Raw genomic sequence first — 25,808 nt, 5'->3', positions numbered from 1 at the left:
ACCATGGGAACAGGCGGGGTGCTCCTCGGGCAAGAACCCGGCTACCTTGAGAGGAGTTGGGAGGGGCACTTGGGGAGGCCTTGTTGCGTACCCGCAGGAAGCAACCCGACGTACCGGCTCCGGGCAGTCCATGGAGCGAGATAGTGCCCGGACTGTGGATGGGCGGGCACGAGTTCAGGGGTCACACCGGGCAGCTGGAGTTCGCTGTCGTGCGGGGCGAGTTCGATCTCGTGCAGACCCTGCTGAGACTGCCGGGTCATGGGCCCGACCCTGGCGTCGAGCACCATGTGTGGGCGATACCGGACGGGCCGCTGGACGGCACACAGCTCGCGGGCGTGATGCGCCTGGCACAGGCGGCGAGCGAGGCGCTGGACGAGGGCCGCAAGGTCCTCGTCCGCTGTTACCACGGGTACAACCGCTCGGGGCTGGTCGTCGCGCACGCCCTGGTCCGCCGGGGGTACTCCGCCGAGCAGGCGATCCGGCTGATCCGCTCCCACCGCTCGCCGTGGGCGCTGCACAACGATCTGTTCGTCGACTATCTGCGTGCCGGGCTGCCGACGGCCCGACTGCTGGAGGACCTGGCGGAGTAGGCGTGCGGGCGCGTAGCCCGGCAGGCGCACGGGCGAGCGGACGAACGAGCGAGCCTCCAGCAGGCGCACAGGCGAGCACCCCGGCCAGCACCTGCCGTGCAGCCAAGGTCCCAGGCAGCCGAGCAGCCGTGCACCCGTGTGGCCGAGTGGCCGAGTGGCCGGTTAATCGTTTCGCCGGACGAATAGGGTGTAGCAGGTCACCGATCGTTCTCAGCCACAGGAGTACAGTGCTCCGCACTCGCGCCGCACGCACAGCGCTCGTCACTGCCCTGCTCGCCCTGTCGGCGGCGGGCTGCGGTGACACGGGCGGGCTGCGGGGTGCGGGGGCGACCTCGACAGCGACCAGCCCGGCCAAGCTGTGGCCGAGCCTGACTCCCGCCTCCAGTCCCGCCTGGAACTACGACAACGGCGAGGTCGAGGCCGTGAAGGGCGTCACGGCCCCCGGCGACGACATCCGCAAGGTGGATCCGGTGACCGTGGTGAAGGCGGAGATCGCCCAGCACCCGGACGACTACGACGGCTCGAAAGCGCCGTACCGCGAGACGGCCCGCCGGATGGCCTACTGCGGCAAGAATCCGGTGAACGCCAAATGCCCCCTGCTCAAGGCCTACTACCGGGACATCACCGGTGACGGGCACCCCGATCTGACCCTGGGTTTCCGGCTGCTGCCCGGCAATCAGACGGCTGTGCGCATCTACACCGTCGAGAGCGGCCGGGTCATCCAGGTCATGTCCAACAACGACGCCGTGAGCGGTGTCGAGCTGGCCGGACGCTCCGTGATCATCCACGCGCCCTCCGACCTCGCCGACTACGAGTACCGCTTCCAGTGGACCTGGGACCCGGACCAGCGGGTCATGCTGCTCACCCACGACGAGATGCTGCACCTCGGCAGGCGCGAGCGGCTGTCGACCCCCTCCGCTTCCCCGTCCCTCTCCCCCTCGGCCTCCCCGTCCGCCTCCCCCTCGGCGACCCCATGACGAGGCTCGCGCTCCCCCAGTGGGCCGGGACGCTCGCCGCGAAGGCCGCGCTCTTCATCACGGTGATGTGCTGTGCGCTCGCCGCGATGCTCGGCGTGCTCGTGCACGTGTCGGTGACCAACCAGACCGTCGGCCAGGCCCGCAAACTCGCGCTGTCCCGGCTGGCGGACGCCACGAAGGCGTACGCGGCCGGGGAAACGCTGCGGCTGGGCGCAGGTGTCGATCCCCCGGGGCTGCCGACGGCACTGCGGGCGCTGGCGGTGGACGGGGATCGCGGCACGATGGTCTCCGATCACCATGGGCATCCCACGATGTGGGCAGCGGGTCCCGCGGACCGGAACCGGGCGCTGGCCGTCGAGGTCGACTACGCGCAGCAGTCCCGCACGATCGCCGGGCTCGACCGCTCGATCCTGTGGTCGTCGGGGCTTGCGATCGGGGTGACGCTGCTGATGGGCGCCTTCGCGGTGACCCGCGTGACGCGGCGGCTGCACGCCACGGCGCTTGTGGCCCGCCGGATCAGCGGTGGCGACCTGGACGCGCGCGTCGACGATCCCCGGACGAACGATCCGACGCATCCCCAGGACGAGGTGGCCGCGGTGGCCGCCGCGCTGGACTCCATGGCGGCCTCGCTGCAGGGCAAGCTGCTGAGCGAGCAGCGGTTCACGGCGGACGTGGCGCACGAGCTGCGCACCCCGCTGACCGGGCTGCACGCGGCGGCCGAGCTGCTGCCGCCCGGGCGGCCGACGGAGCTGGTGCGCGACCGGGTGGCCGCGTTGCGCACGCTCACCGAGGACCTGCTGGAGATCTCCCGGCTCGACACCGGGCGGGAGCGGCTGGAGCTCGACACGGAGGAACTGGGCGCGCTGGCGGCGCGGGTGGTGCGGGCGTCCGGCACCGACACCTCGGTCGTCGTCCTGCGGGACACCCTGGTGGAGACCGACCGGCGGCGGCTGGAGCGGGTGCTGGGCAATCTCGTCGCGAACGCGCACAAGCACGGGCGGACGCCGGTGTCGCTGACCGTGGACGGGCCGGTCGTGACCGTGCGGGACCACGGGTCCGGGTACCCGGACTATCTCGTGGAGCACGGGCCGCAGCGCTTCCGCACCGAGGGCGGCGTCAAGGGGAACGGGCTCGGGCTGACCATCGCCGTCGGGCAGGCGGAGACGCTCGGGGCGCGGCTGACGTTCACGAACGCGGTGGACGGCGGGGCCGCGGCCACGCTGACGCTCCGCTAGCCAGGGCCGCGTCGGTCGAGGTCTGACCGTCAAGGAGCGGCGTCGTGGGGGTCCCCCGCCCGAGCCGGGCGAGCCGGTTCGAGGGCGGAGGCGCGTGCCGGGCGTCGCGACGGGGAGAACCTTGGCTGACGCGGCACTGGGAGCCGGAGCCCGGCGCGGGACGCGAACGGCGGGGTGCGAGGCACAGGGCGCGAGGCGCGGACGCTCCTATGGACCAGCGTGGCGGGCGGGGCCGTTTGACTGCTCCTAATGTGGCGATTAGTCAGCCTCGCCCCATTTTCGTGGAGGTACTCCCATGTCCCTGCGATCCACCCTCACCCGCCTCGCCATAACCACCGCCACCGGCGCTCTCATCACCTCCGTGGCCGTCGCTCCCGCCCTCGCGGACGACGACTGGGGCGGTGGTGACGGCGGAGACCCCGGCTCCAGCCAGGGAGGCCAAGGCAACCAGGACAGCCAGGGCGGCCAGGGCAACTCGGGCCAGCAGGGCGACTGGAACCAGGGGGACGACCACCACGACGACCAACGGCTCTCCCGGGGCGTCGTGACCGCGAGCGAGCTGCTGCTGCGCAGCGCGCCGAACCGCGGCAGCCAGGTGATCCGCGTGGCCCACCGGGGCGAGCGCGTCTCGATCTTCTGCAGGACCAACGGCCAGAGCGTGGACGGCAACCGCCAGTGGTACCTCCTCACGGACGGCACCTGGGCCTGGGGCTCGGCCCGCTACATCGACACCATCGGAACCCCGCCACGCTGGTGCTGAGACCAAAGATCACAGGACACATGATTTGGGTAGGTTTCCGGACATGACCAAGGCTGGAACCACCGGAACCACCGGAACCACCGGAACCGCCGGAACCACCGTGGTACAGGCGGACGTCCCCGCTCGCGCGGTACGCCCGCCGCGGCGCCGTGGCGTCGAACTCGTCCTCATCGTCATCGCCGTACTGCTGTCCGTGTACGGCTACTGCGCGGTCGGCCTCGCAAGGAACGGCACCGTCCCGCCCGGCGCCGCAGGTTACGGCGCCGGGCTCGGCGTGCTCGCGCTCCTCGCCCACCTCGCGGTGCGGCTGCGCGCCCCCTACGCGGACCCACTGCCGCTGCCCATCGGCGTCCTGCTCAACGGCCTCGGTCTGGTCCTGATCTACCGGCTCGACCTGGAGACGCCGCACGACCACGCGGCCCCCACCCAACTCGTGTGGTCCACGCTGGGGGTGACCCTGTTCACCGTGGTCGTGCTGATGCTCCGCGACTACCGGGTGCTGCAGCGCTACGCCTATGTCTGCGTCGTCGGCGCGCTCGTCCTGCTGCTGCTCCCGATCCTCTTCCCGGCCGTGAACGGTGCGCGCATCTGGATCCACGTCGCCGGATTCTCCATCCAGCCGGGCGAGTTCGCGAAGGTGCTGCTGGCGGTCTTCTTCGCCGCGTATCTGGCGGCCAACCGCAACGCGCTGGCGTACACCGGACGTCAGGTGTGGCGGTTCAGGCGGGTCCAGCTTCCCACCGGGCGGGCGTTGGGCCCGATCCTCGCCATCTGGCTGCTGAGCGTGGGCGTTCTGGTGCTGGAGCGCGATCTCGGCACCTCGCTGCTGTTCTTCGGGCTGTTCGTCGTCCTGCTGTACGTCGCCACCGGCCGCACCGGCTGGATCGCCGTCGGCCTGCTGCTGGCCGCCCTGGGCGCCGTGGCCGTCGGCTGGCTGGAGCCGCACGTGCACAGCCGCGTCCAGGACTGGCTGCACCCCTTCGCGTCGATCGACGCCGGCCAGGGCCCGGGCCAGGTCGCCCAGTCCCTGTTCGCCTTCGCGGCGGGCGGCTTGCTCGGGACGGGCCTGGGCGTGGGCCACGCGATCCTCATCGGCTTCGCGGCGAAGTCCGACTTCATCCTCGCCACCGCCGGGGAGGAGTTGGGCCTGGCGGGCCTGTCCGCGATCTTCCTCCTCTACGGGCTGCTCGTGGAGCGCGGCTACCGGGCCGGCCTCGCCCTGCGCGACCCCTTCGGCCGGCTGCTGGCGGTCGGGCTGGCCTCGATCGTGGCGCTCCAGGTGTTCGTGATCGCGGGTGGGGTGACCGGGCTGATCCCGCTGACGGGCATGGCGATGCCGTTCCTCGCGCAGGGCGGGTCGTCGGTGGTGACCAACTGGGCGATCGTGGCGCTGCTGATCCGGGTGAGTCATGCGGCACGAAGCCAGAGCGACGCACGGAGCCCGTACGACGGGGAGGTGGCGGCGTGATGACGAAGCACATCCGGCACGCCGGCTTCTTCTGCGTCCTTCTGCTCGCCGCGCTCCTCGCCAACGCCGCCCGCGTCCAGATCTTCAAGGCCGGGTCCTACGACGGCAACATCGCCAACCGCCGTACCGCCATCGCCCGTTACCACCAGCCGCGCGGCGACATCCTGGTCGGCGGCGAGAGCGTCACCGGCTCCCGGGACTCCCACGAGCAGCTCCGCTACGAACGGACGTACACGGACGGCCCGTTGTACGCGCCCGTGACCGGCTTCGCCTCTCAGGTGTACGGCACGACGCTCCTGGAGCACAGCGGGGACGCCGTGCTGTCCGGCACCGACCCGATGCTCTCGCCGTTCCCCCTGGTGAACGACCTCACACGGGCCCAGGGCCGGGGCGGCAACGTCGTCACGACCCTCAACGCGGCGGCGCAGCGGGCGGCGTACGAAGGGCTGGACGGGCGCAAGGGCGCGGTGGCGGCGATCGAGCCGTCGACGGGGCGGGTGCTGGCGCTGGTGTCGAGTCCTTCGTACGACCCCGCCGTGCTGTCGGGGAACGCCGCGGCGACGGCGCGGTCCTGGTACCGGCTGAACTCCGATCCGGACAAGCCGATGCTCAACCGGGCGGTCCGGCAGACGTACCCGCCGGGTTCGACGTTCAAGGTGGTCACGGCGGCGGCCGCGCTGGACGCGGGTGTCGTCACGGACCTCGACAGGGCGACCGACTCGCCGGACCCGTACCGGCTGCCGGGCACCACGACCTCGCTGATGAACGAGGGCGAAGGCTGCGAGGACGCCCCGCTGCGGGACGCCTTCGAGTGGTCCTGCAACACCGTGTTCGCGAAGCTGGGCGTCGACGTGGGCGTGGCGGACATGGCGCGGACGGCGCAGGCCTTCGGCTTCAACAACGCGGGTCTGCGGATCCCCTTCTCCGTGGCGCCGAGCACCTTCGACGCCAAGGTCGACAGGGCGCAGCTGGCACTGTCGTCGATCGGGCAGTACAACACGCGGGCCACTCCGCTGCAGATGGCGATGGTCGCGGCGGCCGTGGCCGACGGCGGGCAGGTGCGGACGCCGTATCTGGTGGAGCGGACGACGACTCGCAACGGTGCCATCGTGGCCACGGCGGGCTCGCGCCCCACCCGCGAGGCGATGCGCCCGGAGACCGCCGACCGGATGAAGGAGCTGATGGAGGGCGTCGTCCGGGAGGGCACCGGTACGAACGCCGCGATCCCCGGCGCGATCGTCGGCGGCAAGACCGGTACCGCCCAGCACGGCATCGGCAACGCCGGTGTGCCGTACGCCTGGTTCGTGTCGTGGGCGCAGGACGACCGCGACCTGCAGCCGAAGGTCGCGGTCGCCGTGGTGGTGGAGGACGGCTCGGCGGACCGCGGGGAGATCACCGGGGGCGGGGTGGCGGCTCCGATCGCCCGGGCGGTGATGGAGTCGGTGCTCAACTCCAAGGAATGAGACGGGGGTTATGGACCCAGGGCGCCCGACCTAACGTTCGGTACATGACTTCTGCCCTCGCGTACGAACTCGCCCAGGTGAACATCGGCCGCCTCAAGGCCCCGCTGGACTCGGAGCAGTTGAAGGACTTCGTCGACAACCTCGACCCCGTGAACGCCGACGCGGACGCAGCCGACGGTTTCGTGTGGCGGCTGCAGGACGAGAACGGCGACGCGACGGACCTGGCCGTCTTCGGAGACGAGTGGCTGATCATCAACATGTCGGTCTGGCGCGACGCCGACGCGCTGACGGCGTACATGTACCAGGGCCGCCACCGCGAGATGCTCGCCCGCCGCAGGGAGTGGTTCGAGCGGGTTCAGGAGGCGATGGTGGCCCTGTGGTGGGTCCCGGCAGGACACCGCCCCACGGTCGCCGAGGCGGAGTCCCGCGTGCTGCATCTGCGCGCCAACGGCCCGACGCCGTACGCCTTCACCCTGCGGGCGTCGTTCCCCGCGCAGGGGGCGCAGCCGGTGCCGCTGGAGGTGCCGGACGGTCTGGGGTGCTCGGTCTAGCGCCGGTGGCGAAAGTGGCGTCGTCACCCGAAGGGCGGCCGCGTGCCCGCCGCCGCAGCGGCTGGTGTCACCGTCGGTGCGTGCTCTGGGGGTCACCCGGCCGGAGGTTGGGAGCGCCGTCCGGGAGCCCTCGCACCGGGCGTACTCGGGCTTCCGGCGGTGCGGCGAGCGGGGCGCCTCCCCCGCCCTTGAGGCGGCGGGGGAGCGTGCCGGGCGTCGCGCGGCGGACGCCCCTTTCGCAACAAGCGCCGGCGGCGGCCGTCAGTGGATCGCCTTCACCGTCTCCGAGCGGACCTGGAGGGTCGTCTTCGCGGCGGCATCCAGGTCGACGTCGGACGGGGACTGGGTGACCGTCTTCGCGGTCACCTCGGCGACCACCGCCGCCGTGTTGCCGTCCGCCCAGGCGCAGACCGGGTAGGTCAGCGTCGTACCGAGCTGCTTCTGGGTGACCACTTCGCAGGTGACCGTGATGCCGGAGCCACCGGGCCGGAAGTCCTTCGGCGGCACGGCCACCTTCATGCCGTCGGTCTCGGCGACGCCCTTCAGCATGCTGTCGCGGCCCTTGTCGACGTGCTGGAACCGCCCGTACATGCCCGAGATCACGAGTTCGCCCTTGGCGTCGCCGCCGCTCAGGCTGTACTGCCCGACCTTGGCGTCGGTGACCTTGGCGTCCCAGGCGCCGTCCATCTCCTCCTCGATCTTCTGGCCTTGGGTGTCGGAGAGGTCCTGGGTGAGTTCGTAGCGCCCGTCGAGCAGCGTCCTGGGCAGCGTCAGGGCGAAGTCGGCGTCGGGAAAGCCGCTTTCGACCTTCGACCCGAGCAGCGCGAGCCCCACCAGAACCGCCACGATCACTCCGACGACCCCGCCCACGATGCCGAGGACCAGCCCGACCCGCCGCTTCTTCGGCGGCGGACCCCAGCCGTAGGGCTGCTGCGGGAAGGGCTGTTGGGGGTACGGCTGCCCGTACGGCGGGACCGGAGCCTGGCCGTACGGCTGCGCGGGCGGCTGCCCGTACGGGCCGGGCGCGTGAGGGCCTTGAGGTGGCGGCTGCTGGCCGTAGGGATTCTGCGGCGGCCCGTAGGGACCCTGGGGCGGCGGAGGCGTGGACACGTCAGCACGCTACTGCATGCGGGTGACCGTCATCCCTCGGCCGCGCCCGCCTCGATCGCCCCCGTCACCTCGGCCACCCGCTCCTGCTCCTCCACCGCGAACCGTTCCGCGTCCAGCTGCTCCGCGATCTCCTCGTCCTGGGCCATCAGCAGGTCCAGGTTCGAGTCGCCCATCTCGAACACGCCCATGTCCACGTACGCCTGCTGCAGCCGCTTGCCCCACAGCCCGATGTCCTTGACGCAGGGAACGATGCGGGAGAACAGCAACTGTCGGAACAGCGCCAGGAATTCGGACTGCTCGCTGTACTCCTCGGCTTCCGCGGTCGGGATGCCGAAGTTCTCCAGCACCTCCACGCCCCGCAGCCGGTCGCGCATCAGGTAGCAGCCCTCGATGACGAACTCCTCGCGTTCGCGCAGTTCCGCGTCGCTGAGCTGCTTGTAGTAGTCGCGCAGCGCCATGCGCCCGAAGGCCACGTGCCGGGCCTCGTCCTGCATGACGTAGGCCAGGATCTGCTTGGGGAGGGGCTTGTCGGTGGTGTCCCTGATCATGCCGAAGGCGGCCAGCGCCAGTCCCTCGATCAGGACCTGCATGCCGAGGTAGGGCATGTCCCAGCGCGAGTCCCGGAGCGTGTCGCCCAGCAGGGACTGGAGGTTGTCGTTGATCGGGTACAGCATCCCGACCTTCTCGTGCAGGAAGCGGCCGTAGATCTCCGCGTGCCGCGCCTCGTCCATCGTCTGGGTCGCCGAGTAGAACTTCGCGTCGAGATCGGGGACCGATTCGACGATCCTCGCCGCGCAGATCATCGCGCCCTGCTCGCCGTGCAGGAACTGGCTGAACTGCCAGGAGGCGTAGTGCCTGCGCAGTTCGCCCTTGTCCTTGTCGGTGAGCTTGGCCCAGTGCTTGGTGCCGTACAGGGACATCGACTCGTCCGGGGTGCCGAGCGGATCGTACGGATCCACCTCCAGATCCCAGTCGATCCGCCGCTGCCCGTCCCACTGCTTGTCCTTGCCCTTCTGGTACAGGGCGAGCAGGCGGTCACGGCCGTCGTCGTAATCCCAGGCGAAACGCGCCGCGCCGGTCGCCGGCACCTGCCAGTGGGGCTCTCCCGCGTCCATGGCGTACAGGTCGTAAGTCGGCATGTCTCGCAGGCTCACACGTGGTAGACGCGGGGTCAACAAGTCGCGCGCAAGGGATTGACGAGCTTGCTGACAAGCAGTCTCATAACCCGTGGAGGATGTGACCCCGGGTAACAAGGTGGGAGAACGATGACGACCCTGACGGAAGCCGACGCGCTGGACGGTCTGCGCGATGCGCTCGGCCTGCTCAAGGACCGCGAGCAGGTGGCCGAGCGGCTTCTCGCCTCCTCCGCCAAGCACTCCTTCGACCCGGACAAGGAGCTGGACTGGGACGCGCCCTTCGAGGAGGGCAAGTGGTTCTGGCCGCCGGAGCTGGTCTCGCTGTACGAGACGCCGATGTGGAAGCGGATGAGCGAGGAGCAGCGGATCCTGCTCTCCCAGCACGAGGCGGCGGCGCTCGCCTCGCTGGGCATCTGGTTCGAGCTCATCCTCATGCAGCTGCTGGTCCGGCACATCTACGACAAGGCGGCCACGAGCGCGCACGTGCGGTACGCGCTCACCGAGATCGAGGACGAATGCCGGCACTCGAAGATGTTCGCCCGGCTGATCGAGCGGGGGGACGCGCCCTGGTACCCGGTGGCCCGCGGGCACCAGAACCTGGGCCGGCTGTTCAAGACGATCTCGACCACCCCGGGCTCCTTCACGGCCACCCTGCTCGGCGAGGAGGTCCTCGACTGGATGCAGCGACTGACGTTCCCGGACGAGCGGGTGCAGCCCCTGATCCGTGGCGTCACACGCATCCACGTGGTCGAGGAGGCACGGCATGTCCGGTACGCCCGTGAGGAGCTGCGGCGGCAGATGGTGACGGCGCCGAGGTGGTCGCAGGAGTTCACCCGGGTCACCTCCGGCGAGTTCGCGCGGGTGTTCTCGGTCGCCTTCGTCAATCCCGAGGTCTACACGAACGTCGGGCTGGACCAGCGGGAGGCGATGGCGCAGGTGAGGGCCAGTGGCCATCGGCGGGAGGTCATGCAGAGCGGAGCGAAGAAGCTGACCGACTTCCTGGATGACATCGGCGTACTCCGGGGAGTCGGGCGGCGGTTGTGGAGGTCGTCGGGGCTGCTGGCCTGATGCGGGGTGGGGGCGGCCGGTGCGGGTCGATGGGCACCGGGTACGGGCCGATGAGGCCGGCGCCGGCAGCTGGGCACCGGGTACGGGCCGGTCGCGCCCACGCGACCAGCCACGACGCACGCGCGGCCGCCCGACTACGCTGCACCCATGACGCCTGCCGCGCCCGCCTACCGCCGTCTGAGCGTCGAGGAGCGCCGCAGTCAGCTCCTCGAAGCCGCCCTCGGTCTCTTCGCGCACCGCGCCCCCGAGGAGGTCTCCCTCGACGACGTGGCGGAGGCGGCCGGGGTGTCACGGCCGCTGGTGTACCGGTACTTCCCCGGCGGCAAGCAGCAGCTGTACGAGGCCGCGCTCAGGTCCGCCGCCGACGAGCTGCAGCAGTGCTTCGACGAGGCCCGCGAAGGCCCCCTCCTCGGCCGCCTGTCCCGCGCCCTCGACCGCTATCTCGCCTTCGTCGACCAGCACGACGCCGGCTTCAGCGCGCTGCTGCAGGGCGGCAGCGTGGTCGAGACGTCCCGGACGACCGCCATCGTGGACGGCGTACGCCGGGCCGCCGCGGAGCACATCCTGAGCCATCTGGAGGTCACGGAGCCCGGGCTGCTGCTGCGCATGACCGTACGGATGTGGATCACCGCGGTCGAGGCGGCCTCCCTGATCTGGCTCGACGAGGACAAGCAGCCGCCGGTCGACGAGCTGCGGGACTGGCTGGTCGAGCAGTTCACGGCCGTCCTCTCGGTGACCGCCGGCCGGGACCCGCAGACCGCCGCGCTGGTGCGGGCGCTGGCGGAGGATGTCTGACACTGGTGCCGTGAAGAGCGAACACACCCCCTTCGAGGGCGGCCCGATGGACGGCCGTGTGCTGCCGGTCCTCGTGGGCCCCACCGGGCACCCGCCCAAGACGTACCGCATCCCGCTCCCGGACGCCGCCGGGGGCCCGCCCACCGTGCTCGTCTACCGGCGCGTCCCACGCGGCCACAGCAAGCGGCTCGGACTGCCGCAGGGGTGGAAGTACGAGTACGACCCCTCGGGCACGATCGACAGGCTGAAGTGGCCGTGGTCCAAGCCGGACACCGGTCCGGACGCCACGCCGGGCGGCAAGCCGGACGACACCGACGGGTGACGTGATTGAGCCGAACCGCGCACACCCGGTGCGATTACGTGCCACGGACGTCAAGAGCTGACTGTACGGAGCGGAGAGACCGCCCCGCACGGGAGGTGATGACGTGTCAGGAAGGCTTCTGCGTCTGGTGTGTACGGCGGCGATGGCCGCCGGCGCCGTCCTCGCACCGCTGCCCGCCGCAGCCGTGCCCGAGCCCGGCCCCGGCAGCGAACGCACCGTCGCCCAGCAGCTGACGGACCTTCAGCGGCTGTACCGCGAGGCCGAGCGGTCCACCGAGACCTACGACGCCACCGCGGAGAAGCTGAGGAAGCAGCGCGCCGAGGTGGCCCGTCTGGACCGCGCCCTGGCCCGGACCCGCCTCTCGCTGCAGGACAGCCGGGGCGCCGCGGGCCGTCTGGCCCGGCAGCAGTACCAGGGCAGCACCGACCTCTCCTCGTACGTACGCCTGCTGCTGGCCCGCAACCCGCAGCAGGCGCTCGACCAGGGCCATGTGATCGGCCAGTTGGCGCGGGAGCGGGCCGAGACGGTCGGCCGACTGACCGGCACCGAGAAGAAGGCCGACGTCCTGGCCCGCAAGGCGCGCAAGGCCCTGGACGACCAGCTCTCCCTCGCCGAACGGCAGAAGAAGGACCGGGACGACGTACAGAGGCGGTTGAAGGCCGTCGAGGAACTCCTCGTCTCCCTCACTCCCGAACAGCTGGCCGCGCTCGCCGAGTTGGAGAAGAGCGGGGTCGACAAGGCGCAGCAGCGGCTGGTGACGTCCGGCGCGCTGAGCGACGGGCACGCGGCGTCGCAGGAGGGCGACCGGGCGCTGCGGTACGCCGTGCGGCAGCTGGGCAAGCCGTACCGGTGGGGTGCCGAGGGACCGACGTCGTACGACTGCTCGGGGCTGACGTCCAAGGCCTGGGACCACGCGGGCAAGCCGATCCCGCGGACCAGCCAGGAGCAGTGGGCGCAGCTGCCGCACGTCCCGCTCGACCAGCTGCGCCCCGGTGACCTGGTGGTCTACTTCCCCGAGGCCACTCATGTCGCGATGTACGTGGGCCAGGGCATGGTGATCCAGGCCCCGCGCACCGGCGAGAAGGTGAAGGTCTCGCCGATCGCGGCCTATCCGGTCCTGGGAGCCGTCCGGCCGGACGGTGATCAGCGGGGCGACGGCCGACCGGACGAGGGCCGGCCGGGCGGCGATCAGGCTCCGGCGACCGAGGCGAGGTAGGCCTCCGTCTTGGCCGGCTCGTAGAAGAAGTTCTCGAAGTCGGCCGGGTCGTTGAAGCCGTTGGCGAAGCGGTCGGCGACCGGCTGGAGCCGGCCCGCGGCGCCGATGAGGTTGAGGATGTGCTCCGGCGGCGGGGCCAGCATGGCGTTGGTCCACTTGGTGACGTGCTGGGCGGTGTCCCAGTAGCGGTCGAACGTCGCCTGCATCCAGGCCTCGTCGAACTCCTTCTCGCCCTGCTCGACGATCGAGGACAGGTAGGAAGCCGCGCACTTGGCGGCCGAGTTGGAGCCCTGGCCGGTGATCGGGTCGTTGGCGACGACGACGTCCGCGACACCGAGGACCAGGCCGCCGCCGGGCAGCCGGCCGACGGGGTTGCGCACGGTGGGGGCGTAGCGGCCGGCCAACACGCCGCCCGCGTCGGTCAGTTCGACCTTGGTGGCCCGCGCGTACTCCCAGGGCGTGAACCGCTCCATGAGTTCCAGGGTCAGGGAGAGGTGCTCCGCCGGGTCCTTGACACCGTTGAAGGCGTCGAGCGGGCCGCCGGGTATGCCCTCCCAGAAGAGGATGTCGGCGCGGCCGGAGGTGGTGAGCGTCGGCATGACGAACAGCTCGCCCACGCCCGGGACCAGGTTGCAGCGGACCGCGTCGGACTCCGGGTGCTCCGGGCGGGGGCCGAGCCCGTGGACGTAGGCCACCGCGAGGGCGCGCTGAGGCTCGCCGTACGGCGAACGGGACGCGTCCCGGCCGAACATGGACACCAGCTCGCCCTTGCCCGCCGACACCATCACCAGGTCGTACGTACGGGAGAAGTAGTCGAGGTCGGAGACCGCCGCGCCGTGGATGACCAGCTGGCCGCCGCGCTGCGCGAACGTCTCCATCCAGCCGGCCATCTTCACCCGCTGGTCGACCGACTGCGCATACCCGTCGAGCCTGCCCATCCAGTCGATCGCACGCTGTGTCGGGCCCGGGTCGTGCGAGCCGGGGGCCGCGACCGAGACGCCGAGTCCTTCGATCTTCGGGGCCTGGGACTCCCAGAAGTTCAGCTGGAGATCGCGCTCTTGCTGCAGTGCCGTGTGGAACATGCACTGCGTCGACATGACCCGGCCGGAACGGATCTCGTCCGCCGTCCGGTTCGACATCAGGGTGACCTCGTACCCCTGCGACTGAAGGCCGAGGGCGAGCTGGAGACCGGACTGACCGGCTCCTACGACGAGTATCTTCCGCATGCGGGTGACTGCTCCTAAGGGGGCGACTACTCGGGGGTCTCGTCGAGCGCGTGGCCGACGAGGGACAGGAGGGTCTCGATCACCGAGATCCTCCGCCGCGCATCCATGATCATTACGGGTATGCGCGCGGGGATCGTCAACGCCTCCCGCACGTCCGCCGGTTCGAACAGCTCGGTGCCGTCGAAGTGGTTGACGGCGACGACGTACGGCAGTCCGCAGCTCTCGAAGTAGTCCAGTGCCGGGAAGGAGTCCTTCAGGCGCCGGGTGTCGGCCATGACGACGGCGCCTATCGCGCCGCGCACCAGGTCGTCCCACATGAACCAGAACCGCTGCTGGCCCGGCGTGCCGAACATGTAGAGCACCAGGTCGTCGTCGAGCGTGAGGCGGCCGAAGTCCATGGCCACGGTGGTGGTCAGCTTGCCGGGCGTGTCGGTGAGGTCGTCGGTGCCCTCGCTCGCCTCGGTCATCAGCGCCTCGGTCTGCAGGGGCGTGATCTCCGAGACGGCGCCGACCAGAGTGGTCTTCCCGACGCCGAACCCGCCCGCCACGACTATCTTCGTGGCGATGGGCGCGCGGGTGCGATCCGTCTGCCAGGGCTGTACGGGCCCCTCTTCGTCGAGGAGCGGAAGGACGCCGCGAGCGGCGTCAGAGACGACGGAGTCCACTCAGCACCCTTTCCAGCAGAGCGCGGTCCGGACGGCCGGTGCCGTGACCGGTACCTGTTCCGTACACGCGGATTCTTCCCTGGTCCGCGAGGTCGCTGAGCAGCACGCGGACCACGCCGAGCGGCATCTTCAGCAGCGCGGCGATCTCGGCCACCGTGCGCATACGGCGGCACAGTTCGACGATGGCGAGCATCTCCGGCATGACGCGGGTGCCGAGAGAACCTCCCCCGTAGCTCAACACATGGGAAGTCCGCCCGGTCAGCTCCTTGCGCTCCTCCGGCGCCTCCAGCGCCGCCACGAACGTCTCCACGAGGAGGACGTGGCCGAAACGGGTACGGCCGCCGGTGAGCGAGTAGGGGCGCACGCGGGCCGGCTTGCTGCCGCCACGGCGCACGGGCAGCTTCTTGGGCGTACTGCTCATCGGGTGCTCCCCGTGGACTGCGATTCCAGGGATTTCCGTAGCTCGCTGCGGAGTTCGGGGGTCAGCACGTGGCCGGCGCGGCCGACGAACAGGGCCATGTGGTACGCGACCACGCTCATGTCGCAGTCCGCGGAGCCGTGCACACCGAGCAGCGAGCCGTCGCTGATCGACATCACGAACAGGCTGCCCTCGTCCATCGCGACCATCGTGTGCTTCACGTTGCCTGAGCCCATCAGCTTGGCCGCACCGATGGTGAGGCTGCCGATGCCGGAGACGATCGCGGCGAGGTCGGCCGAGGAGCCCCGGGGCCCGGTGGGCCTGGTTCCGCGGGCCTCGCGGGCTGCGGCGTTTCGGCCCGGGTCGGAGGAGAGCAGGAGCAGGCCGTCGGAGGAGACCACCGCTACTGACTGGATGCCCGGCACCTCCTCGACCAGGTTCGTCAGCAGCCAGTGCAGGTTGCGGGCTTCACTGCTCAGTCCGAAGGTACTGGGCGCGGTCAACTGCTTGCCTCCTCGACAGTGCCCCCCGTGGCTTCTTCGGATACGGCTTGTTCGGTGGCCGGTACCCGGGTCGGTGCCTGAGCCGGTACCTGGGTCTCGGCCGTCCGTTCGGCGATCTCCGTCTCTACGTCGCGGTAGCCGGCCTGGGCGCCCTGGCGGAAGCCGCCGAGTCTCCTGCGGAGGGCTTCCGCGTCCACGGAGCGTCGGCGTGGCGGCGCGGACCGGGTGGGGGCGGTGATCTTGGGGGTGCGCTTGGGGAGACCCTTGGCGGTGACGGGCTCCTCGTCCGGGGTGCGGGTGTGTTCCGCCTCGGCGTCGCCTTCGTCGGCTGCGTACCCGCCGACGCCACCCGTGCCGCCCTCGCCGTCGGGTGCGGGCGGCTCCTGCGGGGCGAACTCGGCTTCGGCGGCCGTGCGTTGAGCCGGAAGCGGGATCGTCCCGGCCGCCGGCTGCGGGTGGGCCTCGGCCGTCTCACGCGCGGGCCGGTCATGGCTCTCCGGCGTCTCGGCCACCGGCTCGTCCTGAGCCTCGGGCACGAATGACGGGATCAGAAGTTCCATCGTGATCTCGGCCGCCGGCACGTCGGGCACATGGGACTCCGACTGCGGTTCGGCGTCCATTGCGCCGAGTTCCGGCCGCGGCTCGGCGTCCACCGGTGCGCCGAGTTCCGGCTGCGACTCGGATTCCGCCGGTACGTCGGAGGTCGACTGCGCCTCGACATCCGCCGGTACATAGGACCCTGACTGAGCCTCGGCATCCGCCGGCGCACCGAGTTCCGACTGCGACTCGACGTCCGCCGGTGCAGCGAGTTCCGACTGCGACTCGAATCCCGCCGGTGCGTCGAAGCCCGGCAGCGGGCCTGCGGCCGGTGCAACGGCGAAGCCAGGCTGCGGCTCGACGCCCGCCGGCGCACCGAACTCCGGCTGCGACTCGAATCCCGCGGGTACGTCGGAGGTCGACTGCGCCTCGACATCCGCCGGTACATAGGACCCTGGCTGAGCCTCGGCATCCGCCGGCGCACCGAGTTCCGACTGCGACTCGACGTCCGCCGGTGCAGCGAGTTCCGACTGCGACTCGAATCCCGCCGGTGCGTCGGAGCCCGGCAGCGGGCCTGCGGCCGGTGCAACGGCGAAGCCAGGCTGCGACTCGACGCCCGGCGCTCCGTCGAGCCCCGGCTGCTGACCTGCGGCCGACGGCACATCCGCACCCGGCTGCGGGCCTGCCGTTGGTGGTACGGCGAAGGCCGGCTGCGGACCTGCGCCCGCCGGTGTCTCGAGCCCCGGCTGCGGACCTGCGGTCGGCGGGTTGTCGTCGGAGGTCGGCTGTGGCTCGGTGGCCGTGGGCTCCGGCGCCGTCGGGGCGGCCGGTGCCGGTACGGGCTCCGGCCCCGGCTCCGCCCGCTCGCGTATCGCGTTCTCCGCCAGCGCGACCAGGGGGTCGGTGGAGGTCGAGCGGCCGTAGAGGATATTGGAGTTGGCCTCGGCGTCGGCGCCCGGGAGGGAGAAGGCGGGGGTGGCGCCCGTGGTGGGCGCGGTGGCCGACGGGACGGCGGACGGCTGGGCCGAGGCGAGCAGGCCCCCCGGCACGACCACGACCGCCGCGACGCCGCCCTGCTTCTGCTCGCGCAGCTGGACGCGGACGCCGTGGCGGTGGGCCAGGCGCGCGACGACGTAGAGGCCGAGGCCGAGGCCCTCGTCGCCCTGGTGGTTGTAGGGGGACTCCGGGTCGAACTCGGCGAGGCGGGCGTTCAGGCGCGCCATCTGCTCGCCGGTCATGCCGATGCCCTCGTCCTGCACGGAGAGCATGACCTCGCCGTTCTCCAGCAGCCAACCGGAGATCTCGACGGGCAGGTCGGGCGGGGAGAACGTGGTGGCGTTCTCCATCAGTTCGGCCAGCAGGTGCGAGAGGTCGTCCGCGGCGAAGCCCGCGACGTGCGCGTGCGGCGGCAGCACGGCTATGCGGACACGCTCGTACCGCTCGATCTCGCTGACCGCGGCACGCACGACGTCGACGAGAGGCACGGGATGCGCGCTCTGCTGGACGTGCTCGGTGCCGGCGAGGACGAGGAGGTTCTCGCTGTGCCGGCGCATCACCGTGGCGAAATGGTCGAGCTTGAAGAGGGTGGCGAGGCGGTCCGGGTCGTGTTCCCGCTCCTCCAGGCCCTCGATGACGGCGAGTTGACGCTCGACCAGGCCGAGGGTGCGCAGCGCCAGGCTCACGAACCTGCCGCCGATGCTCTCGCGCAGACGCTCCAACTGGGCTGCGGAGTCGGCGAGATCGGTGCGCAGCTCTTCGCGGGCGTCGGCCATCTTCTGCCGCTGGCCGACCAGGTGCTTGCGGTCGGCCTCCAGGGTGGCGATGCGCCCGTGCAGGGCGGCGGCGTGCGCGTGCAGGGCGTTGACGGAGCGGACGACCTGGGCGAACTCGTCGTTGCGGCCGGTGAAGGTGACCGGTTCCTGGGCGGCCGGGTCCTCCGCCTCGGCGAGCCGGGCCGAGCCGCGGCGCAGGACGGAGAGCGGGCGCGTGAGGCTGCGGGCCATCGCCGTGGCGACACCGACCGCGAGCAGCATGAGGGCGCCGAGGACGGCGATGCGGAGCTCCAGCGTGCTGACGTCGTCGTCGCGCAGCTGGGCGAGGTCCTTGGTGCGGCGGTCGTAGAGGGCGGACTCCGCGCCGCGCATGGCGTCGATGCGGGCGGAGAGCGCGGCGTCGACCTTCGTGGCGCTGGTGCCGAGTTCGGACGGGGAGAGCGTCGGCTGGTCGGTGAGGGCGGCGAGGTACTGCTCGGCGGAGTTGACCTCGGCACCGGTGACCGTCGAGTCGTACGACGTCCGGGCGGCCTTGGGCGCGGTGTCGTGGAAGTCGGCGAGGGCCGCGTCGGAGCGCAGCCGGGCCTGCTGGGCGGCGGCGGTCAGCGCGCCCCGCTGTTTGGTGTCGGCGGCCGAGGAGGTGGTGGTCGTGGTCGGCAGGCCGGTGGTGGGGCTGATGACCGACTGCTGGGACGTCGGCACGCTGAGCGCCGCGAGGAGCAGCCCGCGGGCGGCGGCGGACTGCTGTACGGCGGAGTCCAGCTCGGCGAGGGCGTACGCGCCCGAACCGGCCCGGGGCGGCATCTGCTGAGCCAGCTGCTCGGCGAGGCCGTGCAGTTCGGTGATGGCGGCGGAGTACGCGTCGTGCGCCTGGAGGGCGCTGCTCTTGCCGGTGAGCGCGGAGCGGCGCAGGGCGGCGATGCCGTCGAGGTCGCCGCGCAGGGAGGCGGACGTGTCGGTGTTCTCCCGCAGGTCCTCGACCTGCCGGTCGACACGGGCGCTCGCCTGCTCGGTGGGCGCCTTGGACTTGGGCCGGCCGGCGGCGATGTAGGACGTCACCTCGTCGCGCTCGTCGGCGAGCGAGTGGGCGAGATTGAGGGCGTCCTGGGTCTGCTCGGCGAGCGTCACCAGGTTCTGCGAGTCCTGGAGTTGCCCGGAGGCGGCGAGGACGGAGGGGGCACCGGCGCCGGCGATGGCGGCGGCCACGACGGCCACGGCGACGACGAGCCGGTTGCGTACGTGGGTGGGCCGGCCCTTGCCGTTGGTGGTGCCGGTGCTGCCGGGCGTGCGCTCCGCGCCCGCTGCGGGGTCCGTCTGCTTGCCTGTGCGACGAGGCCGCGTCTTCTGCACCGGTGCTCGCATTCCTGACTCGTGATACTCATGGGCCCGGGTGACGCTCCGTCAACTGACGCCGACCGTGCGTACCGCCGGTACGGTCCCCGACCCTCCCAGTGCCGGTGGGCAGTGGCCGAGCATCACCTGACCCGCCACCCGAAGGAGTGAACATCGGAGGGGAGTTGGCGAGCAAGTTCCTCGGAGGGGTGCAGCGGCCTCGCGCGGCAGGCCGGTTGGACGTCTGCGCCCGGCGGTGGCACTATTCGCCGACACGCCTTCCCGGAACAACGGATTCCACCCCAAACCAGGCGCCTGACCTGCGCGAGTGCGTGGATTGGGTAACCAGTGGCACCTTTTGGCGAACCCTGTGAAGAGGTCGTGCAGACTGGCTGAATGCGTACGGAACTTGTCTCGGAGCCCGGCGATTCCACCCGCCCCAACGAGGACTTCGCCGCGGTGGCCCTGCCCGCTTCCGGCCAGGGCGGCGCCCTCGTCGTCCTGGACGGAGTGACGCCTCCGCGCGACGAGACGGGCTGTCTGCATTCGGTCCCCTGGTACGTCGCCCGCCTCGGCGGCGCCCTGACCGAACTGACTGTTTCCCTCCCGGATGTTCCGCTGCCCCAGGTGCTTTCCCGGGCCATCGCCCGCACGGCCGAGGCACATGCAGACACCTGTGACCTTTCTCACCCACGCACCCCGCAGGCAACGGTCGTTGTGGCGCGCTGGGGCCTTGAGACCGTCGAGTACCTGGTCCTGTCCGACTCGGCCCTGCTCCTGGAGTCGTCGGAGGGCTCGGTGACGGCCGTACGGGACGACCGCCTGTCCCGGCTGCCGCGCTCGGCCCTGGCGACGGACGCACTGGTGGACTCCACCGTCCGGAACAAGGAGGGCGGCTTCTTCACGGCGGCCGCGGATCCGTCGGTGGCGGAACGGGCCGTGACGGGGGCGCTCCCCCGCGGCGAGGTACGTGCGCTGGTCGCGCTGACCGACGGGGCGACACGATGGGTGGAGAAGTTCCGCGAGGGCGACTGGGCGGACTGCTTCCGGCTCGTACGGAAGGAGGGAGCGGGGGCGCTGGTCGAGCGGGTGCGGACGCTCGAAACCGCGGACACGGAACGGGTGTTCCTGCGGCGGAGCAAGACGCACGACGACGCGACGGTGGTCCACGTGGAGCTGTGACGCTCCCCGCGACGGGCGCAGGCCCTCCGTCCCCCCGCCCCTACCTCTCCATTCCCCGGTTCAACTGCCCGAGCAGCCGTGCCAGTTCGGCCACCTCGCGCCGCTCCCAGTGGGACAGCTTGCTGACGTACCGCGCCCGTCGGGCGTCCCGGACCTTGCTCACCCGCTGGTGCCCCTCGTCCGTGAGGTGGACGAGCCAGGCGCGGCCGTCGGCGGGGTCGGGTTCGCGGGCGACCAGCCCGAGGTCCTCCAGGGCGCGCAGCTGGCGGGACATGGTCGCCTTGCCGACGCCGATGTAGGCCGCGAGTTCCGTCGCACGCTGCCGGCCGCACTCGTCCAGCCGGATGAGCAGCCCGTACGCCGCCGGCTCCAGGTCGGGGTGGACCTCGCGGGCCATCTCGCCCTGGTTGGCGCGGGCGCGCCGGAACAGGACCGTGAGTTCGCGCTCCAGCGACAGGTACTCATGGTCCGCGCCACTCGGTGACGCATGCGCCGGGAGGCGGCGCTCGTCCCCGTTATCGCCTTCGTGCACGTCAGCCCCTGCCTCGGTTTCCCGATCCTGAAAGTTTCCGCCAGACCCCGTCGTTGCCGCAGCTCTCCAAGTATTTCGCAGGGCTGGACCAACGGCGGCATCCGGCCCCTCTTCCCTCCCCCTCTTCTACGTGCGTAGCTTCTGAACCAGGCAATGTCTGGCATGCCCACGCCAGCAGCACATCGGCACCTCAGCGCTTCCCCACCGAGGGCCGACCGTCGGCGACCACGACACATTCAACGGGGCGTTGGACCGGGTCGTCGCCCTCGCCAACGGCTGATCCCCCCGTATATGCATGGCGAAGGCCCGGGCCACCCTCACGGGGCCCGGGCCTTCCCTCATCCCGCGGCGTCCGTCACGCCGCCACGGGAACCTTCGGCGTCGCGTCGCTCGTGGCGGGCGCGAGTGCCAGTTCCAGGACCTGGCGGACGTCCGTGACGGTGTGGACGTCGAGCTTGTCCAGCACCTCCGCGGGGACGTCGTCCAGGTCGGCCTCGTTGCGCTTGGGGATGATGACGGTGGTGACGCCCGCGCGGTGCGCCGCGAGCAGCTTCTGCTTCACGCCGCCGATCGGGAGGACCCGGCCGGTCAGTGAGACCTCTCCCGTCATCGCCACGTCCGTGCGGACCAGGCGGCCGGACAGGAGGGAGGCCAGCGCCGTCGTCATCGTGACGCCCGCGCTCGGGCCGTCCTTCGGGACCGCGCCCGCCGGGAAGTGGATGTGGGCACCCCGGTCCTTCAGGTCGGCCACCGGCAGTTCGAGTCCGGCGCCGTGGCTGCGCAGGAAGCTCAGCGCGATCTGCGCCGACTCCTTCATCACGTCACCGAGCTGACCGGTGAGGGTCAGGCCCGCCGCGCCCGTCTCCGGGTCGGCCAGGGACGCCTCCACGAACAGGACGTCTCCGCCCGCGCCGGTGACCGCCAGGCCGGTGGCGACACCGGGCACCGCGGTACGGCGCTCCGCCGGGTCCTGGGCGGACTCCGGGACATGATGGGGGCGTCCGATCAGGGCACGCAGGTCACCGTCCGTGATGGTGAACGGCAGCTCGCGCGCGCCCAGCTCGTGCTCGGCCGCGACCTTGCGCAGCAGCCTGGCGATGGACCGCTCCAGGGTGCGGACGCCCGCCTCGCGTGTGTACTCGCCGGCGAGCTTGCGCAGGGCGCTCTCGTCGAGAGTCACCTCGTCCGTGTCCAGGCCCGCCCGCTCCAGCTGGCGCGGGAGCAGGTGGTCGCGGGCGATGACGACCTTCTCGTCCTCGGTGTACCCGTCGAGGCGGACCAGCTCCATACGGTCGAGCAGGGCCTCCGGGATGGCCTCCAGGACGTTCGCCGTCGCGAGGAAGACGACGTCGCTGAGGTCGAGTTCGACCTCCAGGTAGTGGTCGCGGAAGGTGTGGTTCTGCGCCGGGTCCAGGACCTCCAGCAGTGCCGCCGCGGGGTCGCCGCGGAAGTCCGAGCCGACCTTGTCGATCTCGTCGAGCAGGACGACCGGGTTCATCGAACCGGCTTCCTTGATGGCGCGGACGACCCGGCCGGGCAGGGCACCTACGTAGGTACGGCGGTGGCCGCGGATCTCGGCCTCGTCGCGCACACCGCCGAGGGCGACGCGGACGAACTTGCGGCCCATCGCGTGTGCCACCGACTCGCCGAGCGACGTCTTGCCGACGCCGGGCGGGCCGACGAGGGCCAGGACGGCACCGCCGCGCCGGCCGCCGATGACGCCGAGGCCGCGGTCGCTGCGGCGCTTGCGCACCGCCAGGTACTCGGTGATCCGCTCCTTCACGTCCTCCAGGCCCGCGTGCTCGGCGTCGAGGATCGCCTTGGCGCCCTGGATGTCGTACGCGTCCTCGGTCCGCGTGTTCCACGGGAGTTCGAGGACGGTGTCCAGCCAGGTGCGGATCCAGGAGCCCTCGGGGGACTGGTCGCTGGACCGCTCCAGCTTGTCGACCTCCTTCAGCGCCGCTTCCCGCACGTGCTCCGGGAGGTCGGCGGCCTCCACACGGGCGCGGTAGTCGTCGGACTCCTCGCCGTCCTGTTCGCCGTTCAGCTCGCGCAGTTCCTTGCGGACGGCTTCCAGCTGGCGCCGGAGCAGGAACTCCCGCTGCTGCTTGTCGACGCCTTCCTGGACGTCCTTGGCGATGGTCTCGGCGACGTCCTGCTCGGCGAGGTGGTCGCGCAGCTGCTGGGTGGCGAGCTTGAGACGGGCGATCGGGTCGGCGGTCTCCAGCAGTTCGATCTTCTGGTCGGTGGTCAGGAAGGGCGAGTATCCGGAGTTGTCGGCGAGCTGGGACACGTCGTCGATGGCCTGGACGCGGTCCACGACCTGCCAGGCGGCGCGCTTGCGCAGCCAGGCGGTGGCGAGGGCCTTGTACTCCTTGACCAGTTCGGTGACGTGGCCGGGCAGCGGCTCGGGCACGCTCTCGTCGATCCTCGTCCCCTCGACCCACAGCGCCGCGCCCGGGCCGGTGGTGCCGGCGCCGATCTTCACACGGCCGCGGCCGCGGATCAGGGCGCCCGGGTCACCGTCGGCCAGCCGGCCGACCTGCTCGACGGTGCCGAGCACGCCGGTGCCCGGGTATGCGCCGTCGACGCGTGGCACCAGCAGGACCTTCGGCTTGCCCGGTTCGGACCGGGCGGCGGCCTGGGCGGCCTCCACCGCGGCGCGTACATCGGGGTCGTTCAGGTCCAGCGGCACCACCATGCCGGGCAGCACGACCTCGTCGTCGAGTGGCAGCACGGGCAGGGTGAGCGGTGTGGACGTCGAAGCCATGATCTACCCTCCGGCAGTCAAGTTGAGTTATGCCGACTCAATGCACGGGACCCCATGAATGTTCCCGAGGCCGTGTTCGCCGTGAGCGATCACCTCTGTCGATGGAGCGTGAGCTGCGCATATCTTCGGTTCAGTAATAGTCGAAGGCAGAGTGCAGTCATTACAGGGGTGGTGTCGTGGACGAGGTCGTACGGGCATGGGTGCACGGGTGGGTCGTCTCGCGCCGGGCCGCTCCCCCGATGGAGGAACCGTGGGGCTGGACGGTCGACGTGGGGCTGGTGGACCAGGTCTCGCGCCATGTCTTCGGCGCGACGAACGACGACGTCGACGAGGACACCGTGCGGAAGGTGGCCGGTGCGGTGACCGGGGCCGGTGTCTGGCTGAAGGTGTTCCGGGATCCGTCGGCGGCGCGGGATTGGGTGGGCGCGGGCTGGTGGGTGGATCCGGAGCCGGGGCATCTGATGACGATCGCGCTGACGGAAGCCGAGGAGACGGAGGTTCCTTACGGCCACCGGTTGCGGTGCTGGACGCGGGGCGGTGTCACCACGGTGCTGGTCGCGGCGCCGGACGGGTCGCTCGCGGCCCGAGGGCAGATCGCGACGAACGGCGCGACGGCGGTCGCCGACCGGATGGAGACCGCGCCGGCACATCGGCGACGGGGGCTCGCGAGCGTGGTCATGCGGACCTTGCAGCGCGCGGCGGCCGAGCAGGGCGCCGAGACGGGTGTGCTGGCGGGGACTCCGGCGGGGCGGGCGCTGTACGAGGCGCTGGGCTGGCGCACCGTGGCCCCGCTGACGAGCGCGAAGTTCGTGGGCCCGGCGGGCCGGCCCTGAACGGGGCATGTCTGCCGCGAAGGGCCCGACGCCACGAACTCGCAACGCCGTTCACAGGGACGGCATTGCGAGTTCGCGAGCTCGTTCACAGGTCGCGACTCCCGGGAACCCCAGGACTCCCACGAACCCCGGGACTACCAGGGCCGCTAACGGGCCGCGCCGGGTCCCGCCCGATGCCAGCGCCTGATCACCGGCCAGATCGCGATGCCGATCGCCAGCGCGATCAGGTGCCCCCAGTTGGTCATCGGGTCCGTGAACTCGATCAGGTCCTCGACCAGCATTCCGCCGAACAGCGCCAGCAACGGCCAGCGCAGCCACGGTGTGAGCAGTCCGGCCAGGGCGCCGACGCCCGCCGCCACGCCGAAGCTGATGCCGTAGTCCAGGCGGTGCAGGGAGCTGTCGGGGAGATGGCCCACCAGGACCGCGAGACCCACCGTGCCCTCGGTCGCGAGGGTCGCCAGGACGTGCCCGAGCAGGAAGACGACAGCCGCCCGCGCCCCGCCCATCCGCCGCTCCAGCGCGGTCATGACGAGCAGGAACGCGAACATGTACGGCGAGGCGATCCCGCCCGCCACCCACAGCGCGCTGGCGAGCAGCACCAGGACGGGCGTTTGCACGAGGTGCGCCACGTCGGTGCTGGAGGCCTGGTAGAGGGTGTAGACGAAAGAGGGGGAGGCGTACGCGGTGATCAGCGAGGTGAGGACCAGGACGGCCGCGTAGGCGAAGGTGAACGGGGTGCCGGTGGGCGTCGGCAGGAGGCGCCAGGGATGGACTGCGGGGGCCGTGCGGACGGGCACCGGCAGGCTGGGCGCCGCGATGCTCACCGGGCCGCGCTGGCGTGGCATGCCGTCCAGGAGCCCGGACACGCCAGGCGGGGGCGCGACCGAGAGCTCGTTCTCGGCCGTCGCTGTGGTTTCCACGGTGAGGCGCTCCTTCTGTTGCGCTCCACCCTCGACAACCACAGGGCTCCCTGTCTGTGACCGACGCCACGCGAGAGGCGATTCACAGCAACCTCTCAGGCTTCTTACGCGTCCGGGGGGCAGTCCCGTGCCACCGGACGCGATGCCGGCGCGCGCCGCCCGGGTCACCGGTCCCGGTCGCCGGTGCGAAGGCGGACGCGTCGCTGATGGCGTCGTGGCGGAGGTCCGCGCGCATCGGTTCACGGCAGCACCTCGTGCCGCCCCGCTCGTCCTCCCACCGTCTCCCGCCGTTCCTCGCACTCCTTCACCGTCCCGGAAGGGGTGACTGCGGCGGCGTACGGCGGCGAGCTCGTCCCTGCCGGAGGCCTGCAGCCGCCGGCCACCCCACGGCTCGCCCGCACTCCTCTTTCCCACCGCGCTCGCGGCG

The 25,808-nt window shown here is 71.4% G+C and carries 23 protein-coding genes; 13 read left to right on the top strand and 10 right to left on the bottom strand.

The features are described from left to right. The first annotated feature begins 83 nt into the window (after positions 1-83). The 7 genes from ACYUED_RS30140 (at position 84) to ACYUED_RS30110 (ending at position 7,044) form a co-directional block, all read left to right on the top strand. Complete coding sequence (locus ACYUED_RS30140; protein ID WP_491287056.1) at positions 84-590, top strand: protein-tyrosine phosphatase family protein; 507 nt, start codon at positions 84-86, stop codon at positions 588-590. 227 nt (positions 591-817) lie between these two features. After that, positions 818-1,567, top strand: coding sequence for a hypothetical protein (locus ACYUED_RS30135; RefSeq protein ID WP_491287054.1), 750 nt, complete (start codon positions 818-820; stop codon positions 1,565-1,567). Beyond that, complete coding sequence (locus ACYUED_RS30130; protein ID WP_491287052.1) at positions 1,564-2,802, top strand: ATP-binding protein; 1,239 nt, start codon at positions 1,564-1,566, stop codon at positions 2,800-2,802. Before ACYUED_RS30135 ends, ACYUED_RS30130 begins: the two co-directional genes overlap by 4 nt. Before the next feature lie 295 nt (positions 2,803-3,097). After that, positions 3,098-3,562 carry an SH3 domain-containing protein gene (locus ACYUED_RS30125; protein WP_491287050.1) on the top strand — a complete coding sequence of 155 codons (465 nt, stop codon included), beginning with the start codon at positions 3,098-3,100 and terminating at the stop codon, positions 3,560-3,562. A 43-nt stretch (positions 3,563-3,605) separates the two neighbouring features. After that, positions 3,606-5,030 (top strand): FtsW/RodA/SpoVE family cell cycle protein, encoded by a 1,425-nt coding sequence (locus ACYUED_RS30120; RefSeq protein WP_491287048.1) that lies wholly within the window; start codon positions 3,606-3,608, stop codon positions 5,028-5,030. Next, positions 5,030-6,493 (top strand): peptidoglycan D,D-transpeptidase FtsI family protein, encoded by a 1,464-nt coding sequence (locus tag ACYUED_RS30115; protein WP_491287046.1) that lies wholly within the window; start codon positions 5,030-5,032, stop codon positions 6,491-6,493. Before ACYUED_RS30120 ends, ACYUED_RS30115 begins: the two co-directional genes overlap by 1 nt. Before the next feature lie 44 nt (positions 6,494-6,537). After that, entirely contained in the window at positions 6,538-7,044 is a 507-nt protein-coding gene (locus ACYUED_RS30110) for a DUF3291 domain-containing protein (protein ID WP_491287044.1), read from the top strand. A gap of 261 nt (positions 7,045-7,305) precedes the next feature. Here ACYUED_RS30110 and ACYUED_RS30105 read toward each other — a convergent pair whose 3' ends face one another. Both ACYUED_RS30105 and ACYUED_RS30100 read right to left on the bottom strand, forming a co-directional pair. Continuing rightward, positions 7,306-8,154: a hypothetical protein gene (locus ACYUED_RS30105; RefSeq protein ID WP_491287040.1), complete on the bottom strand. Its 849-nt coding sequence runs from the start codon at positions 8,152-8,154 to the stop codon at positions 7,306-7,308. 29 nt (positions 8,155-8,183) lie between these two features. Then, positions 8,184-9,293, bottom strand: coding sequence for a ferritin-like domain-containing protein (locus ACYUED_RS30100; RefSeq protein WP_491287036.1), 1,110 nt, complete (start codon positions 9,291-9,293; stop codon positions 8,184-8,186). A 126-nt stretch (positions 9,294-9,419) separates the two neighbouring features. Here ACYUED_RS30100 and ACYUED_RS30095 point away from each other — a divergent pair, with 126 nt between their 5' ends. From ACYUED_RS30095 to ACYUED_RS30080, 4 genes are all read left to right on the top strand, one after another. Next, positions 9,420-10,358, top strand: a complete 939-nt coding sequence (locus ACYUED_RS30095; protein WP_491287034.1) for an AurF N-oxygenase family protein — start codon at positions 9,420-9,422, stop codon at positions 10,356-10,358. A gap of 147 nt (positions 10,359-10,505) precedes the next feature. Next, a complete protein-coding gene (locus ACYUED_RS30090; protein WP_491287032.1) occupies positions 10,506-11,153 on the top strand; it encodes a TetR/AcrR family transcriptional regulator in 648 nt (215 codons plus the stop codon). Positions 11,154-11,163: 10 nt separating this feature from the next. Continuing rightward, positions 11,164-11,475, top strand: a complete 312-nt coding sequence (locus ACYUED_RS30085) for a DUF8847 domain-containing protein (RefSeq protein ID WP_491287029.1) — start codon at positions 11,164-11,166, stop codon at positions 11,473-11,475. Positions 11,476-11,578: 103 nt separating this feature from the next. Beyond that, positions 11,579-12,691 (top strand): C40 family peptidase, encoded by a 1,113-nt coding sequence (locus ACYUED_RS30080; RefSeq protein WP_491287025.1) that lies wholly within the window; start codon positions 11,579-11,581, stop codon positions 12,689-12,691. On the opposite strand, the gene ACYUED_RS30075 is transcribed toward ACYUED_RS30080, so the two are convergent. The 5 genes from ACYUED_RS30075 to ACYUED_RS30055 are packed head-to-tail and all read right to left on the bottom strand — an operon-like array spanning position 12,664 to position 19,162. Beyond that, on the bottom strand, positions 12,664-13,917 hold the full coding sequence (locus ACYUED_RS30075; RefSeq protein ID WP_491287022.1) for a styrene monooxygenase/indole monooxygenase family protein: 1,254 nt from the start codon (positions 13,915-13,917) through the stop codon (positions 12,664-12,666). The genes ACYUED_RS30080 and ACYUED_RS30075 overlap by 28 nt on opposite strands. Positions 13,918-13,943: 26 nt before the next feature. After that, on the bottom strand, positions 13,944-14,582 hold the full coding sequence (locus tag ACYUED_RS30070) for a GTP-binding protein (protein ID WP_491287020.1): 639 nt from the start codon (positions 14,580-14,582) through the stop codon (positions 13,944-13,946). Further along, a complete protein-coding gene (locus ACYUED_RS30065) occupies positions 14,563-15,003 on the bottom strand; it encodes a DUF742 domain-containing protein (RefSeq protein ID WP_491287018.1) in 441 nt (146 codons plus the stop codon). Before ACYUED_RS30065 ends, ACYUED_RS30070 begins: the two co-directional genes overlap by 20 nt. Beyond that, positions 15,000-15,503 (bottom strand): roadblock/LC7 domain-containing protein, encoded by a 504-nt coding sequence (locus tag ACYUED_RS30060; RefSeq protein ID WP_491287015.1) that lies wholly within the window; start codon positions 15,501-15,503, stop codon positions 15,000-15,002. The genes ACYUED_RS30065 and ACYUED_RS30060 overlap by 4 nt, the downstream gene beginning before the upstream one ends. Further along, positions 15,500-19,162: a sensor histidine kinase gene (locus ACYUED_RS30055; RefSeq protein ID WP_491287013.1), complete on the bottom strand. Its 3,663-nt coding sequence runs from the start codon at positions 19,160-19,162 to the stop codon at positions 15,500-15,502. Before ACYUED_RS30055 ends, ACYUED_RS30060 begins: the two co-directional genes overlap by 4 nt. 378 nt (positions 19,163-19,540) lie before the next feature. Here ACYUED_RS30055 and ACYUED_RS30050 point away from each other — a divergent pair, with 378 nt between their 5' ends. Further along, entirely contained in the window at positions 19,541-20,326 is a 786-nt protein-coding gene (locus tag ACYUED_RS30050) for a hypothetical protein (protein WP_491287011.1), read from the top strand. 40 nt (positions 20,327-20,366) lie between these two features. Here the strand turns inward: ACYUED_RS30050 and ACYUED_RS30045 are convergent, their stop codons facing one another. Both ACYUED_RS30045 and lon read right to left on the bottom strand, forming a co-directional pair. Next, positions 20,367-20,858 carry a MarR family winged helix-turn-helix transcriptional regulator gene (locus tag ACYUED_RS30045; RefSeq protein WP_491287009.1) on the bottom strand — a complete coding sequence of 164 codons (492 nt, stop codon included), beginning with the start codon at positions 20,856-20,858 and terminating at the stop codon, positions 20,367-20,369. Between the two features lie 355 nt (positions 20,859-21,213). After that, complete coding sequence (gene lon / locus ACYUED_RS30040; protein ID WP_491287007.1) at positions 21,214-23,628, bottom strand: endopeptidase La; 2,415 nt, start codon at positions 23,626-23,628, stop codon at positions 21,214-21,216. 176 nt (positions 23,629-23,804) lie between these two features. On the opposite strand from lon, the gene ACYUED_RS30035 reads away from it, so the two are divergent. Continuing rightward, positions 23,805-24,461: a GNAT family N-acetyltransferase gene (locus ACYUED_RS30035; RefSeq protein WP_491287005.1), complete on the top strand. Its 657-nt coding sequence runs from the start codon at positions 23,805-23,807 to the stop codon at positions 24,459-24,461. A 146-nt stretch (positions 24,462-24,607) separates the two neighbouring features. On the opposite strand, the gene ACYUED_RS30030 is transcribed toward ACYUED_RS30035, so the two are convergent. Then, positions 24,608-25,381 (bottom strand): rhomboid-like protein, encoded by a 774-nt coding sequence (locus ACYUED_RS30030; RefSeq protein WP_491287003.1) that lies wholly within the window; start codon positions 25,379-25,381, stop codon positions 24,608-24,610. Positions 25,382-25,808: the final 427 nt, after the last annotated feature.

It is taken from the genome of Streptomyces sp. DF42 (assembly GCF_058267695.1).
The sequence above is the reverse complement of the archived record's forward strand: the minus strand, read 5'-3'. Positions and strand labels throughout refer to the sequence as shown.

What these genes read in the sequence shown, in the direction of transcription:
- ACYUED_RS30125 (WP_491287050.1), top strand. Translation starts at nt 3,098, where the DNA reads ATGTCCCTGCGATCCACCCTCACCCGCCTCGCCATAACCACCGCCACC.
- ACYUED_RS30100 (WP_491287036.1), bottom strand. Translation starts at nt 9,293, where the DNA reads ATGCCGACTTACGACCTGTACGCCATGGACGCGGGAGAGCCCCACTGG.
- ACYUED_RS30130 (WP_491287052.1), top strand. Translation starts at nt 1,564, where the DNA reads ATGACGAGGCTCGCGCTCCCCCAGTGGGCCGGGACGCTCGCCGCGAAG.
- lon (WP_491287007.1), bottom strand. Translation starts at nt 23,628, where the DNA reads ATGGCTTCGACGTCCACACCGCTCACCCTGCCCGTGCTGCCACTCGAC.
- ACYUED_RS30095 (WP_491287034.1), top strand. Translation starts at nt 9,420, where the DNA reads ATGACGACCCTGACGGAAGCCGACGCGCTGGACGGTCTGCGCGATGCG.
- ACYUED_RS30120 (WP_491287048.1), top strand. Translation starts at nt 3,606, where the DNA reads ATGACCAAGGCTGGAACCACCGGAACCACCGGAACCACCGGAACCGCC.
- ACYUED_RS30075 (WP_491287022.1), bottom strand. Translation starts at nt 13,917, where the DNA reads ATGCGGAAGATACTCGTCGTAGGAGCCGGTCAGTCCGGTCTCCAGCTC.
- ACYUED_RS30115 (WP_491287046.1), top strand. Translation starts at nt 5,030, where the DNA reads ATGACGAAGCACATCCGGCACGCCGGCTTCTTCTGCGTCCTTCTGCTC.
- ACYUED_RS30065 (WP_491287018.1), bottom strand. Translation starts at nt 15,003, where the DNA reads ATGAGCAGTACGCCCAAGAAGCTGCCCGTGCGCCGTGGCGGCAGCAAG.
- ACYUED_RS30110 (WP_491287044.1), top strand. Translation starts at nt 6,538, where the DNA reads ATGACTTCTGCCCTCGCGTACGAACTCGCCCAGGTGAACATCGGCCGC.
- ACYUED_RS30090 (WP_491287032.1), top strand. Translation starts at nt 10,506, where the DNA reads ATGACGCCTGCCGCGCCCGCCTACCGCCGTCTGAGCGTCGAGGAGCGC.
- ACYUED_RS30050 (WP_491287011.1), top strand. Translation starts at nt 19,541, where the DNA reads ATGCGTACGGAACTTGTCTCGGAGCCCGGCGATTCCACCCGCCCCAAC.